This window comes from Furfurilactobacillus sp. W61-4, assembly GCF_057545565.1.
The window spans coordinates 23,450-37,719 of sequence record NZ_BAAJNZ010000004.1; the positions used below are offsets into that span (position 1 = coordinate 23,450).

Below are 14,270 nucleotides of genomic sequence, written 5' to 3' on the forward strand. Positions count from 1 at the left end.
GGAAGGAACACAAAAATGAAAAAAAACTTTTTTGAACGGCGTGGCGATACTCGGCCTTTTCCACTGGTTGGAGACCAGATTAATCCCACTCGACTCTGGTTATTGTTTATTTATCCAATTGTCTTAATGGTCAGTGTCATTTTAATTTCTGAACATGTATCAAATGCAGGATCGTGGTCATCCTTCTTCATACTTTCACTAATACCAACTTGTTTATTTCTTGGCGGATATCGGCTGATTACTGGTCAAACACCTTGGCATCTTTTCCACCATGTTACTTTCAAAGAGTGGTTATTCGCTGCGCTATTGTTAATTTCCCAGTACATTTACGGAACCATTTCACAAAAAATTCTATTATTAGTTGGCATAAAATCTGTAAACAATCCTAATTTTACAGCTCTCGGTGGTGCACATAAATGGACCCTGTTCTTAAACAAGGCATTTAATAGCCTTTTTCAATTAATGAATGAAGAATTTTTAGGGATTTTCATTTTCTTAGCAATGACCGCCATCTTGATGCAGCAATTTAAACTCACTCGAAATGCAGCCATCTGGGGATCACTAATTGTTTCCTTGTTTGTCTTTGGTATGGTTCACTTTGCTGTCTACAATTGGAATATCCCACAAATGTTACTAATAATTGGCGTGGAACGAATTATTATGACGGGTGCGTACATTCATTCCAAGAGTATCTGGACTTCGTTTGCTATGCATTACCTATTTGATACATCTGGCTTTTTGCTGGCAACGCTCACCAGTGCATTTATGTTGTATCTACATTAATCCAGACATGTCCAGCCAAATTCAATGTTTTTACGAAATCCTAGTCAACTCACAAGTACCACTTTTTGAACAACTATTTTGCATGATTTACACTCAAAGAAAATGAGGGGGAGATTATCATGAATGCTTATAAAGAATTTTGGACAAAAATGTTCAAATGGGATGCTACTGCAACGCGTCGCCAGTATTGGGTACCAATTATTATTAATTTCATTATCGCTTTAATCATCGAATTATTATTGGGTACCCCTGCAAGAGCCTTCACTGCGTCAAATCCATTTGAGGTTTTCGCAACGGACACCAGCATCTGGGTGATTTCATTAATTTTTTGGATCGCTAATTTCACGATCCGCGCCCGTCGATTACACGATACAGGCCGAAGTAACTGGTGGATTTTAATTGAGGTTATTCCACTTATTGGGGGCATTTGGTTTTTAGTTCTGATGCTGTTACCTTCAAAGCTCAATGAACAATGGCCTGACAACCAATCTGATATAGAATGAGAGCCGTCCAATTAAAATAACAGAACTTAATCAGCAACATTTAGCAATGAAATTATGATTTGCAATTATTGAACTACATTTAAGCAGAAACCGACTTTGATGAAGCTATTGAAGTCGGTTTCTTTATCGACTATGACCAATTTACTAAAACTCGAACTTGATTGCCTCCCCTTGCTCTTAATTCAAATAAAGTTAAGATGCCGTCGATTTAGTAATGGCTGAAAATAACTAGTTTTTTTTAAGCCCAAATAAGCGAAGCTTTGCTTACCCATCCTGCCAATCTTATAAAGATTTGAGCGCCTCTTACATTTGTGTTCCATATCTTTTTCAAATTCAAAACACAAAAAGTTTTCTGCTGCTCTACCACTTGCTATCCTTAATTCATTAAATTGAACATTTAGGGGGAGAAAAATAAAATGATTAATGACTCATTTAACCGTTTCAAGAAGGACTAATTGCATCGCGACTTACAATATTTGGTGGTAATGATTATAACTTGGGTAATAGTCGCGTTAATCGTTCGCTACAGTGGTTTAAAGAAAGAAATATTTGGTTTAGTGCATCAAACCAAAATCAAAGGTGGCAGTGAAGGTTTCCTCGGAATATATATTAATAAAATTATGGCTAGTCTAGCAATAATTTTAGCCGGACTAATCCTGCTATCTTTCTCTTACTTGTGGGTTATTTACAATGCGGCAATTATAGGTGCTCTATTGGGCCTGGCACAATGCCCTCCACTTATCTTATTAGTTGGCGTATTGCCCCATGGCATAATTGAATTCTCAAGTCAGTTCCTAGCCGCTGCTATCGGTGCATCTTTGGGTCACTATGTTTATCAACGATTCCGTCATCGAACCCAAACTCCATTTAGCAATGTTTTAAAAAATGCTGCTGTAGATAGCATCTTACAGGCTGTTATTCCACTATTTTTTGCCGCACTGATCGAATACTACATCACACCAATCCTTATGAAATCATTTCTTCATTAATCGAGGTAAGGAAAACTACTTTGGGGGATATACAAATGAAAAATAATTTTTTTGAACGTCGTGGCGATACTCGACCTTTACCACTTGTAGATGACCATATTAAAAACAATCGTCTCTGGCTGTTATTCATTTATTCAATCGTTCTGATTGTAGGCGCTATTATGGCCTCTGAAAAAATCCCGCGTATTCATGCGTGGATCGCTTTCTTAATCCTATCGTTAACGCCAGTATGCTTATTTATAATTGGTTACCGACTAATAACCGGCAGACCACTTTCGGACCTGTTCCACCATGTGACTTTTAAAGAATGGCTATATACAGCAGCCCTACTTATCTTCCAGTATATCTATGCAGGTGTTTCACAAGTAATACTTTCGTTGCTTGGTGTTAAATTCATCGCAAATTCCAATACTACCGTGTTAAGCGGGTCACACAGATGGGCGATCTTTTTTAGCCAAGCCTTCAACAGCCTTTTCCAATTGATGATGGAAGAATTTTTCGGGATATTTATTTTCCTGGCGATGACCGCCATCTTGATGCAACAATTTAAGCTCAATCGAAACACCGCCATTTGGGGATCACTCATTGTTTCCATGTTTGTCTTTGGTTTGGCTCATTTTGCCGTTTACGATTGGAATCTACCACAAATGTTATTTGTAATTGGTGTCGAAAGAATTCTTATGACAGGTGCTTATCTTCATTCAAAGAGCATTTGGGCCTCTTTTGCCATGCATTATCTGTTTGATACATCCGGCTTTTTGGTGGCAACACTAACGAGCGCATTTATGTTGTATCCACATTAATCCAAGCATTTTCAAGCATTAAAAAAACGCTACTTTGATCCATAAAGTAGCGTTTTTATTTACGTAGGTTGGAGTAAACCTCCCATTTCAATTCAACGGCTTCACATTAATCTTAACCATGCTGATTCTCCGCCAACTTATATTCATTGGCGATCGGCCTCTTCTGGATCGGAGTCTGAGCATATGGCCAGTGTTTGCCCATAAAGCCGGCATAATAAATGGTCAATTGAGTCTTCTGTCTAATCTGCTTAATTACTTGTTCTAAATAAGCAAGCTCATAACGTTCTATGGTATGTAGTGGCGTGGAATGTGGTCTCTTTCCTTTAGGATGAACCTCAAAGAAAAAATTATAGGTTCGATCGAATCGATCATTCACACACTCAATCTTATATATAGTTCTGGGTGCCCGTTTAAAGAGCTTATCGATCCGCTCAGTAATGATCTGAGAATCAGTCTTCATGATTAAACCTTTAGATAATCACTAGCACCACGGCTCACAAATTGTTCGTTAGTGGATTTGATCCAATCTTCGAACTCCCGTTGAAATTCAACCAACTTTCGTGGATCATCCTTAAACACCGGATAAATTGGTAGGTCCATTAAATGGAATCTTGTGCCATGGGGTATGTTCATCAATTGCACTTGCCATCTTTGATCTGTAATGCTCATAATTCAGCCTTCTTTCAAAGAAGATTATAGAACATACGTTCCCGCTATAACAAGTCCTTATTTTCAACTCACCTTAATCAAGGTTAGCTAACTACTATCTCTATTCAATGGATTGCTGTTTGCTTTGAATCAATACAGAGTTTTGGCTTTGATTTTGAACAACAGCAACAACAGTTTTAGCTTTCAAGCATTTCTTAACTGAAACTAGTGTACGATCTGTTCAAGTCAGTTGCGCATGAAAGTTATCTCTTTCTTTGACCAAAATTTTTGAATACTAGCGAGGTCAAGCGTTTTGACTACTATATGCAACCGTTAATCCACTCTTCATTATGCTTCTCATTGGCCAGCGGTTAATCAGTAATCCGTTCTAAAGTTTGACCATAATTCATTTGAATTTTAGGTCAACAATGCAGACGTTTTTACGAGTTTAGCCGCAAAATTTCAGTTCAGGAATACAGACGTTTTTAAGAATTTTCCTCTAATCTAGGTTCTCAAAAATCAAAAAATCACTTCTTCTTAATGAATTAGTACACCGAATAAGCGGCCAAATTTTCGATTTCTCCCTCGGTTTACCCTCTCTACTCATCCCTATTGCGAGTTCCTTGGGGATCTTGAGGCCGTGTGTCCGATTTGACTCGAGGATTGGTATAAATATATATTACTCATATAGATACTCTGTGTGGACGCGTGAAAACCCGATTTTGCGATGGCACCTTAGTCCAACAGCCACAAGCACTTTGCTTCAAAACATGCCTACTTTTTTCTTCTTAACCTTACGAAGTAGCTATACCACCGGTTAATCAGTGGCCTAAAAATGGCTTACTTCGTCATAGAATATCCAACTATCTTTCAAAGCATTCATAACCAGCTAGCTCAGGCAGTTGGTCTCGTTTTGATCTCTGCTTTGCCACATAACGATGTTTCACACAATCAACTGTCTTAGTGTCCCAAAAACCTTGCCCTACAAAACTGCGTGCTCATTTTGATCTCTCTTTTGCCAAAAGCAGGGAAAAGTCCTTATATTTCACTTTTTTGGGTAAAAATAAAAAGCTGCCACCAAGTCAATGGTAGCAGCACTTTTCGCGATTTTTAATGGAGCAAATTTGCCTCAGGAATCCATTTACTGTGTCCTGACATATTTAGGCCACTTCTTATTAAAATAATTATTATTTTGGGCAAAATAACCTTACCATCTGTATCGCCAGTGGCACGTGACTTCAATTGCCTCACGTAGTTTTTGAAACATACTAGAACGTACTCGTCTTCATTCGAAAGATAATGACCTTGTATAACTGACATATCACGATGCACTGCCAAGGTTGCCACAACCAAGATAGATAGATTACTCTTGTTTGCCTACTCGTGATACGAATGAAACACGGTTTGTGCAAAGATAAGCGCCGGTTTAGCTTGCCAACCTTAACTAAATGGTCATATTCAAAATGCGGCCATCTTAGTTAACGAATTCACTGGACAGTTTTGTTAGATGAAATGTCCTGATCATTGAACCTCAAGGAGCTTACATAAGCATGCACTTCATCAATGACATGGTGTTTGTGATCCCACAACCTCTGTGATAAATCCACTGGATAAATTTGCGGATTTAAAACTCGTTTATATTCACTCCATAACGAGCCTAATTGTTCAGCTGCAAATTTTTTTATCTCCATCAACGTAGGTATTTCATAAACCTGCTGTCCCTGATTAAATATATCAATCAAGACGGGACGAGCGTTAAAATCGGATACATTTTTATTAATATAGGTATAGGTTGGATGAAACATGTGCAACTTATCGACTTGGTCAGGTCGTTCATCCGCTAAAGCCACGTAATCACCTTCCGATTTTCCATCAACTCGCTTAGTAATCCGCCAAATTTGCTTTTTCCCAGGGGTGGTTACTTTTTCGGCGTTGCTTGACAATTTAATGGTGTCTACCATCTTACCTCGTTCATCTTCGATCGAAACTAATTTGTATACAACACCTAAAGCGGGTTGATCATATGCCGTGATCAATTTTGTCCCCACGCCCCAGACATCGATTTTTGCGTGTTGCATCTTTAAGTTAGTAATTGTCTGTTCATCAAGGTCATTAGAAGCGTAAACCTTCGCATTTGGGAAACCAGCTTCATCTAATTGTTTCCGGACTTGCTTAGAGATATACGCCATATCTCCTGAATCAATCCGCACACCCAAAAAGTTAATTTGGTTGCCCATTTCACGAGCAACGCGAATTGCGCTTGGAACTCCTGATCGGAGCGTATCATACGTATCAACTAAAAAAATGCAATCCTTATGGGAACGCGCATAGGCCAAAAAGGCATCGTAATCATTCCGATACGTTTGTACCAAACTATGAGCATGCGTGCCACTCACAGGAATACCGAAAATTTTTCCAGCTCGCATATTACTCGTTGAATCAAAGCCACCGATATACGCAGCGCGCGTTCCCCAAATAGCTGCGTCCATTTCTTGCGCACGTCTGCTACCGGATTCCATTATGCCATCACTGCCAGCGGCGGAGCGAATTCGTGCCGCTTTCGTCGCGACCAGTGTTTGATAGTTAACAATGTTGAGCAACGCAGTTTCAACTAGTTGACAGTCCGCAAGCGTACCTTCAACTTGAACGACAGGTTCATTATTAAAAACCAGGTCGCCTTCGCGGGCAGCACGTATGGTTCCAGTAAACCGGAAGTTACGTAAATATTCTAAAAACCCGACTGAATACTGATTTAAACTCGCTAGATACTCAAGATCTGCTTCACTAAAACGAAGTTGGTTAATGTAACCGATCAAACGTTCTACACCTGCAAACACCGCGTAGCCATTGTGAAAAGGTAAATCACGAAAGTACAGTTCAAAGACAGCGTGCCGATCAGCCACCCCTTCCTCAAAATACGTCTGTAACATACTAATCTCATAAGTATCAGTGTGAAGCGTCAAACTATCATCAAGGTAACGTGTTGCCATCAGAATCACGATCCTTCCCGATTGAATTTTATTTGGCGCCAACATTCTATCATAGCCCCACTTATTTGAGTGATTTGTTCCAGAAATATTTATAATTTTTTTCGCATGATTATCATCAGCATTTCGTTAAACAAACAGATGAAATCCATATCACAAATAAAGATGATGGGCAGTCAAAATTGCCTAACAAATCACTTTTTTCAACAATCTCAGAGTGTATACAAATACTATGACAAGTAAAACCCAGGTTAACCTCCTAGGTCTTCCTAAATTGTTCATTTTTAAACTAGCTCTATTTTCTAAATGCCTACTACAACAATACGCCACCCCATCATTAACTACCCCTGTATTCGAAATGGCTGCATTACTAAGGATTCTCATCTATTATCAATAGCTATTGTTTAATTTACCCAATCATCCAGATGGTAAGCATTGCTCTAATCTCAGAATACATTCAAAATCTTGTACGTAATCGCTGCAGAGCGAATTATTATGTTGGATATCTATCTCCATTTAAAAAGTAATTAAACTTTTTTCCACACATTATCTTTCCGATACATCTGACTTTTATTAGTCACTCTCCCGCCACGGGTACTTTTAATTTATCTTATTTAAACTAACTATATCCAAATCTAAAAATAAACATGCTAAATAGAATGCCAATGTTTATAAGAAGTCTAATCCCAGCCCCTTTATTTTTTCGACATCCACGAATCTGAATTTATGGTCATTCATTTAAGTTTTAAAGTAAACGAAGACTGTCAACAGCAGGTCCTTCTTCATTGCTTTGATTTAGCCCAAAAACTTCCGGAAAAATTTTCTTCGTGCTATGCTGAAAAAAGATGTAAAGGAGGGATCGACAAATGAAGGATTTATTTGCCCGGGGATCGATTGACGTGACCGACGCCACGCAAAATAATTTAAAGCACGTAAGTTTGAAGATTCCAAAATACCAAACCACCGTATTCGTGGGTTTATCTGGCTCTGGTAAATCTTCATTGGTTTTTGATACCATCGCTGCCGCCTCAAGACGGGAACTCAATGAAACATTTCCCAGTTTTACGCAACAGTACTTGCCCAAATTCGGTCAACCTCACGTCGATAGCATTGACCATCTACCTGTTGCCATTGTAATTGAACAACAACGAATTGGAAAAAATGCACGCTCAACGCTGGCAACTTATACAGGCGCTTATTCATTGCTCCGACTGCTTTTTTCACGAATTGGAAAACCTTTTGTTGGTTATTCGGACTCTTTTTCATTCAATCTCCCTCAAGGGATGTGTCCGCACTGTCAGGGACTAGGTTATGTGGACGACATCGACGAATCAAAACTGATTGATCCAGAGAAATCATTGAACCAAGGTGCACTGACGTTTGTAAGCTTTGGCGTCAATACGTGGCGCTGGAAACGGTACGTCAATACAGGATTATTCGACAACGACAAACCATTGAAAGACTATACGTCTAAGGAATTCGAGCTGCTCATGCACGCACCACAGCAAAAGTTACAGAATCCGCCAGCCAATTGGTACAAATCTGCCCTTTATGAAGGTTTAGTTCCACGGATTCGCCGCTCAATCTTGGGTAAAGCTGAAGCCAAACATCATCAAGCCGCGATTGCTGCCATTGTCACCCGGCAACCTTGCCCTGTTTGTCATGGAGCACGGTTAAACCCAAAAGTACTTACTAATCATATTAACGATATGAATATTGCAGAGGTCAGCGAACTTGATTTAATCCATGTTATACGTTTTCTGAACGCAATCAAGGTGCCCCTTGCCACTGATGTCATTCGAGAATTAAAGACAAAGATCCAGTCCTTGATCGATATCGGGTTAGGCTATCTCACCTTAAATCGGAGTACAAATACACTTTCAGGTGGCGAGGCCCAACGAATTAAGATCGCTAAATTCTTGACCAGCGCGCTATCCGATATGGTTTATATACTGGATGAACCTAGCGTAGGTTTGCATCCCCACGATATTCAACTAATTAAACGTGCGCTGACAAGGCTTAAAGAAAAAGGCAACACTATTTTGATCGTGGAGCATAATCCTAGTATGATCGACTTCGCTGATTACGTAGTTGAAATTGGGCCGCAAGCGGGGCAAGCTGGTGGAAAAGTGACTTTTACCGGTAGCTACCCTGAACTTTTAAAATCAAAAACACTTACCGCTGACTGGCTACGGCGCCCTATTTTGTTTGGCAAAAATCGGCCAATGACGGGTTCCTTAGCGTTACGTGACATTTCGATACACAATTTAAAAAACGTTTCAGTCGACATCCCATTGGGCGTCCTCACGGTGATCTCTGGAGTTGCAGGGTCTGGAAAGAGCTCCCTAGTATCAGCGCTCAAACAACAACTGACAGATGACTATGTCGATTTAAGTCAAGACCCGGTTGGCATTACAATTCGGTCAACACCGATCACGTACTTAGAAATTCTGGATTCGGTCAGAAAATTGTTTGCTAAAAACAATAACGTATCAACACAACTATTCAGTTATAACGGTAAAGGGGGCTGCCCACGTTGTCATGGCAAAGGCGTGACGATCACCAACATGGCATTCATGGATCCGGTAATTCAAGTCTGTGAACTGTGTGGCGGCAAACGCTATAATAAAGAAGCACTAAACTACCAGTATCACCAGCAAACCATCGCTGATGTTCTAGCGATGACAGTGACAGATGCACTGGCTTTTTTCTCTGATCAACCCAAGATTGCAGAAAAGTTAGGCCATTTAGATCAAGTGGGTCTTGGTTACCTCACATTGGACCAGCCCCTCACCACCTTGTCAGGCGGCGAACGGCAACGACTCAAGTTGGCATTAGAACTCAGTCATTCTGGTGAGATCTATTTACTAGATGAGCCCACAGCCGGTCTCCATTTGAAAGACACCGATCGTTTGATGAGGTTGTTCAATCAGTTAGTCGATCAAGGTAATTCTTTAATTCTCATTGAACATAACCTGGCTGTTATCAGTCAGGCTGATTGGCTCATTGATATTGGGCCTGATGCAGGCCGGTATGGAGGACAGTTGATGTTTAGTGGTCGGCCAAAAGATGCCGTAAACCACGACGATTCAAGGACCGGCGTCGCTCTGAGAGAATTATTAAACTCACGTCAACAATGAAACTTCAATCAAACTTTTTAACCGGATAATCTAAAATATGAAAGTTTTTGTTTTATCATCTGTGATGAATATGGTTAGATAATTAGTCAGGCCGAGACAAAATCAAAATTTTGTCTCGGCCTGATCGCTTACCAATATAAAAATAGTTCATTTGAAACTAAAACAGGTTCCAATCAGCAGTATCAACACACCCTCCCTTTGCTAAGCTTTTAACTGCATACCATGCAGTTCTGTTGGCAAAGTTTCTCGTAACAACCACTCATTTTTTAATCGATCTCGTCGACGCGTTGTCCGTAATTAATTTGCCATTCAATCCCAAATTTATCCGTAAAATTAGCATACAGCTTTGCCCAAAATTGCGGTGCTAATGCCATCTTGATCTCACCATCTGCAGACAGTCCGTCGTATAATTCTTGGGCTTCTGCTTCAGTCTTGGCCTGGATAACTAGCGAAATATTATTACCCTTGACCAGCTTTGGGGCTAGGCCAACAGGTGCATCGGAAAACATGACCCGGGTCCCGTTTAACTTCATACTTGCATTCATAATTAAAGATTTTACCGCCTCAGGTACCGGATGATTGGGATCATCTGGCATGTCACTAAAATGCATCACATCACTTGGTTTCGTCTTGAAGACAGTCCCATAAAAGGCCATGGCTTCGGCTGCCTGATCTTCAAAATTTAAATAAATCTCCATCGGTAGCTAACTCCTTTATTGAACCTTGATTTTTGGCTCGCGCTGACAACAGCATGCCAAATTTTGGCGTGATGTGCAAAGATTGTCCCTTGCCAATAATTCATTTTAAGCACAAAAAAGATCGTGCCCCATTTGAGACACAATCTTTTAAAAATTTTTGTGTATGCTTTGAGATGCTCAATCTACCTGAGCAAACGGAGATCGTTTACTTTTGGAAGTTAATCACCACAACTACATCGCTTGATTAAGCGTGTTTGCGCTTAAGACCGAAGCTCAGTAAACCTGCACCCAAAGTAGCAATCAAAGTCAATCCAAGAACAGCGCCGGCGTTTTCGTCAGCAGCAGTTGCAGGTAATGCAGCGGCCTTGTTAGCAGTAGCTGACTTAGCTTCCGTCTTGCTACCTGCGACAGCAGTTGGCATTACTTTGGCACCATTTTGACCAGCAACTTCAGACCCATTTGTGGCCTTGTTACCAGCCGCTTCACTACCCTTGGTATCAGTCGTCGAACCGTCGCCTTCACCCTTGCTCTCATTGTTGTCACTAGGTTTGTTGGTATCCCCGCCATTACCCTTAGCAGCATCATCTTTAGCTTTTTGACGGTCAGCATCAAGTTGTGATTGATCAGGTTCAGTTGCCTTACCCTGACCAGCTTCAGCCAACTTTTCAGCAGTCAAATGGCCGTATTGCTTGTTGTAAGCATCACGGAAGGCTGGGTCTTGAGCAGCTAATTCTTGTTCGCTCATTTGTTTACCAGCAGCGAAGTCTTTAGTAGCTTGATCGATACCTGCAGCAGTTGACTTCAAGATGTTTTGACTAGTCTTAGTGAATGCATTCTTGTAAGCGGTGCGGTATGCAGGACTCTTACTTGCCAACTCTTGTTCAGATAAAACTTGGTTCTTTTCAGCAGCAAGAATCCCATCAGTAGCGCCTTTGTAAGCATCATTATATGCATTGACGAACGCTTCACTCTTGCCTGAAAGAATATCACTGCCAAGGTGCGTGTGGTTCAATGCATCAGACGTAGCTTCGTCAGTTGCTGCATCGCGATCAATCGTAGCTTGGCTGTTTTGCGTTGCTTGGCCTTGGCCAGCATTTGCTAACTTTTCAGCAGTCAACTTACCATACTGCTTGTTGTAAGCAGCGCGATAAGCTGGGTCTTGAGTAGCTAACTCTTGTTCGCTTGCTTGTTTACCAGCAGCAAAATCTTTCGTTGCTTGATCAATACCCTTAGCACTAGATGCTAAGATATTTGAACTAGTTTTGGCAAAAGCAGTCTTGTAAGCTGTCCGGTATGCAGGCGTTTTAGCAGCTAATTCTGCTTCTGACAGAACTTTGTTTGCTTCAGCGGCAGCAATGCCATCTTGAGCACCTTTGTAAGCATCGTTGTAAGCACTAACAAAGGCTTCACTCTTACCTGAAAGGACATCTCCACCAAGGTGAGTGTTATTTAACGCATCACTAGTAGCTTCATCAGTTGCTGCGTCGCGATCAATCGTAGCTTGACTACTTTGTGTTGCTTGTCCTTGGCCCTTTGATGCAAGTTGATCAGCCTGAGCTACTTCAGCCAAGTGTGGCTTCATGATCTTATTGTATCCATCACGGAAACCAGGTGTCTTAGCAGCTAACTGGGCATCGGTCATTGGTGCGATTCCAGCAGTGATATCGTTAGAGGCTTGTTGAATTCCTTCAGCAGTTTGTGCCAAAATGGCTGTACTCGTTTGACGGAAAGCATCTTGGTAAGCAGTCCGATAAGATGGTGCTTTAGTTGCCAACTCCTGAGTAGTTAATGGTGAAACACCCTTTTCAGCGGCCAAAGTGCCGTCAGCCTTACCCATATCAGCGTAAGTCTTTTCTAAGGCTGCTTGATAAGCAGGCTTGAATGCAGGACCACCAGCCATAATTGTTGCATCTGAAGCAGCAGTATTTGTCTTAGCAGCCTGTACACCTGCATTGGCGCCGGCAACGGCTTCATTGTAAGCTAAGACAAACTTGTCTGATTTACCAGCCAATACGTTGCTGCCTAATTGGTTGCCGTTTAAAACAGCGTCAATTCCAGCCGCTTGACCATCTGCAGCACCTTGGACGTCATTGGAAGCGTTCGTCAAGGTTGTTTGTGCATCAGCCACACCCTGATCAGCTGTGGCGTTATTAGCGTTAAGTAATTTTTGGAAATTAGCAGATTGCGTGTTGGCAGTCTGTGTAGCTGTATCAAGCGCTGCCTTATCCTTAGCAATAGTTTGTGCGTCATTAGCTGATGTATCTGCCATTAACTGTTGCATAGCAGTGTTGACCGCTGCTAGATATGGCGCCATAGATGCTTTGTAGCTTGTCAAGGCGTTAGCTTTTAATGTAGTAGCTCCCTGTTGAGCTTGTGCTAATGCCGCTTTAGCTGCAATGACAGCCTGATTAACAGTTTGATTGCTATCACTTTCAGCAACGTTGCCTTGACTAGCAGACCCTTGGCCCTTAGCCATGTTCGTATTGCTTTGGTCCTTAGCTGATTGATCAGCAATCGTAGATGCTGAAGGTGTACCAGCATTACCTTGACCATTAGCAATGTTAGTCGCATTTTGATCCTGAGCGGATTGTCCGGCTTGAACGCCAGGTGCTGGCTGAGTCGCTGTACCAGGCTGGTTATTCTTCATCTGATTAACAACTTCAGTGCTTGTTTGACCAGCAGCGCCTTGTTCATTGCTACTATCGGCATGAACACCACCGGCAAATGCACCTAACGACAAGAAAGTGATCGGCACGATCAACCATTGTTTACCAGCCTTGACCATCTTGAAACGTTTCTTTGTATCTCGTGACATATTTTCCTACCTCCAAAAGTAAAAAAAGAAATTTAAGACAGACTCGCGATTATTGAATCGTAAGAATATCTTAATAACAACTACCGTAAGTTTACGATATTTCTATTTCATAACCAATGGGATTTGCAAAGGTTTCCATAATAATATAAGACTGACGTTATAATTAGATCAGCATGTAGCCCTGCTGTTGTAGAAAATCTATGTCCCAATTTTTACGCATCGGAAAGTAATCTGTCAGAACATGTAGTTTAGAACGTGGTTCTTTTCGTTCAAGATTCCTTGAATACACCTTTAACATGCTTAAAAAACCGTCTAGATCTTCATACACGTAAGACAAAACTGGCCGAATTGCAACATAACTTTGCATCAAAAGGTAAGTCAACATCTCTTGATCCAGATCTTGATGTTTCTGGATATACTCAAAGCCTAAATCCAAGATCACGTAATGGTTCGGTAGATAAAAAGCATGTTCCCCTCGTTCAAGTGCTTCTAAAACAACTCCACAGCTATCAATAAACTGAATCCTGGCCGCACACCCAATTGCTTGGTCAATTTGATGATGTTCATCAAAAATCGTTAACCCCATCACTAAATCAGCGCGAAAGGCTTTCATCATTTTGGGCTCTTGCAGAACTTGCTGAAGATGGCGATCAAGCCGGCTAGTAACGGCCTCCTCTAGGCTAGCCCCATCGGCAAATAATCGTTTGTCAACCGGTGACATGGTCTTAAAAAAAGTCTCTTCTGCTTGTGACATATAGCTCCCCCACATGACAATATCAATAAATTTTTAATCATGATTTTGATTAGTTTACATCTTACAGCTTGCTTGTAGAATCAAACAATACTCCTTTTATAACTGTTTAGTTATACGTAAATAATTATTATAGCATAAGAGTTTTGTACT

10 protein-coding genes are annotated in these 14,270 nt (G+C 40.9%); 5 read left to right on the forward strand and 5 right to left on the reverse strand.

Translation table 11 applies throughout. The features are described from left to right. The first annotated feature begins 15 nt into the window (after positions 1–15). The 4 genes from AC27FN_RS05840 (at position 16) to AC27FN_RS05855 (ending at position 3,078) form a co-directional block, all read left to right on the forward strand. Complete coding sequence (locus AC27FN_RS05840) at positions 16–783, forward strand: CPBP family glutamic-type intramembrane protease (RefSeq protein WP_487167076.1); 768 nt, start codon at positions 16–18, stop codon at positions 781–783. A 119-nt stretch (positions 784–902) separates the two neighbouring features. Continuing rightward, positions 903–1,286, forward strand: coding sequence for a DUF805 domain-containing protein (locus AC27FN_RS05845; protein ID WP_487167077.1), 384 nt, complete (start codon positions 903–905; stop codon positions 1,284–1,286). A 455-nt stretch (positions 1,287–1,741) separates the two neighbouring features. Beyond that, positions 1,742–2,275: a stage II sporulation protein M gene (locus AC27FN_RS05850; protein WP_487167078.1), complete on the forward strand. Its 534-nt coding sequence runs from the start codon at positions 1,742–1,744 to the stop codon at positions 2,273–2,275. 35 nt (positions 2,276–2,310) lie between these two features. Next, complete coding sequence (locus tag AC27FN_RS05855) at positions 2,311–3,078, forward strand: CPBP family glutamic-type intramembrane protease (protein ID WP_487167079.1); 768 nt, start codon at positions 2,311–2,313, stop codon at positions 3,076–3,078. A 462-nt stretch (positions 3,079–3,540) separates the two neighbouring features. On the opposite strand, the gene AC27FN_RS05860 is transcribed toward AC27FN_RS05855, so the two are convergent. Next, positions 3,541–3,747 (reverse strand): hypothetical protein, encoded by a 207-nt coding sequence (locus AC27FN_RS05860; protein WP_487167080.1) that lies wholly within the window; start codon positions 3,745–3,747, stop codon positions 3,541–3,543. A gap of 1,466 nt (positions 3,748–5,213) precedes the next feature. Next, positions 5,214–6,716 carry a nicotinate phosphoribosyltransferase gene (locus AC27FN_RS05865; protein ID WP_487167081.1) on the reverse strand — a complete coding sequence of 501 codons (1,503 nt, stop codon included), beginning with the start codon at positions 6,714–6,716 and terminating at the stop codon, positions 5,214–5,216. 863 nt (positions 6,717–7,579) lie between these two features. On the opposite strand from AC27FN_RS05865, the gene AC27FN_RS05870 reads away from it, so the two are divergent. Further along, the gene (locus AC27FN_RS05870) at positions 7,580–9,853 is read left to right on the forward strand and encodes an ATP-binding cassette domain-containing protein (protein WP_487167082.1); all 2,274 of its coding nucleotides are present in this window, start codon (positions 7,580–7,582) and stop codon (positions 9,851–9,853) included. A 266-nt stretch (positions 9,854–10,119) separates the two neighbouring features. Here AC27FN_RS05870 and AC27FN_RS05875 read toward each other — a convergent pair whose 3' ends face one another. The 3 genes from AC27FN_RS05875 to AC27FN_RS05885 all read right to left on the reverse strand — a co-directional run bounded on the left by AC27FN_RS05875 (position 10,120) and on the right by AC27FN_RS05885 (position 14,120). Continuing rightward, positions 10,120–10,551: a VOC family protein gene (locus AC27FN_RS05875; protein ID WP_487167083.1), complete on the reverse strand. Its 432-nt coding sequence runs from the start codon at positions 10,549–10,551 to the stop codon at positions 10,120–10,122. A 244-nt stretch (positions 10,552–10,795) separates the two neighbouring features. Further along, a complete protein-coding gene (locus tag AC27FN_RS05880; RefSeq protein WP_487167084.1) occupies positions 10,796–13,366 on the reverse strand; it encodes a KxYKxGKxW signal peptide domain-containing protein in 2,571 nt (856 codons plus the stop codon). Between the two features lie 163 nt (positions 13,367–13,529). Beyond that, positions 13,530–14,120, reverse strand: coding sequence for a hypothetical protein (locus tag AC27FN_RS05885; protein ID WP_487167085.1), 591 nt, complete (start codon positions 14,118–14,120; stop codon positions 13,530–13,532). Positions 14,121–14,270: the final 150 nt, after the last annotated feature.

Bases quoted from the DNA above. Each gene is read 5' to 3' on its own strand.
- AC27FN_RS05870 (WP_487167082.1), top strand. From the start codon at position 7,580: ATGAAGGATTTATTTGCCCGGGGATCGATTGACGTGACCGACGCCACG.
- AC27FN_RS05880 (WP_487167084.1), bottom strand. From the start codon at position 13,366: ATGTCACGAGATACAAAGAAACGTTTCAAGATGGTCAAGGCTGGTAAA.
- AC27FN_RS05855 (WP_487167079.1), top strand. From the start codon at position 2,311: ATGAAAAATAATTTTTTTGAACGTCGTGGCGATACTCGACCTTTACCA.
- AC27FN_RS05875 (WP_487167083.1), bottom strand. From the start codon at position 10,551: ATGGAGATTTATTTAAATTTTGAAGATCAGGCAGCCGAAGCCATGGCC.
- AC27FN_RS05865 (WP_487167081.1), bottom strand. From the start codon at position 6,716: ATGGCAACACGTTACCTTGATGATAGTTTGACGCTTCACACTGATACT.
- AC27FN_RS05885 (WP_487167085.1), bottom strand. From the start codon at position 14,120: ATGTCACAAGCAGAAGAGACTTTTTTTAAGACCATGTCACCGGTTGAC.
- AC27FN_RS05845 (WP_487167077.1), top strand. From the start codon at position 903: ATGAATGCTTATAAAGAATTTTGGACAAAAATGTTCAAATGGGATGCT.
- AC27FN_RS05840 (WP_487167076.1), top strand. From the start codon at position 16: ATGAAAAAAAACTTTTTTGAACGGCGTGGCGATACTCGGCCTTTTCCA.
- AC27FN_RS05860 (WP_487167080.1), bottom strand. From the start codon at position 3,747: ATGAGCATTACAGATCAAAGATGGCAAGTGCAATTGATGAACATACCC.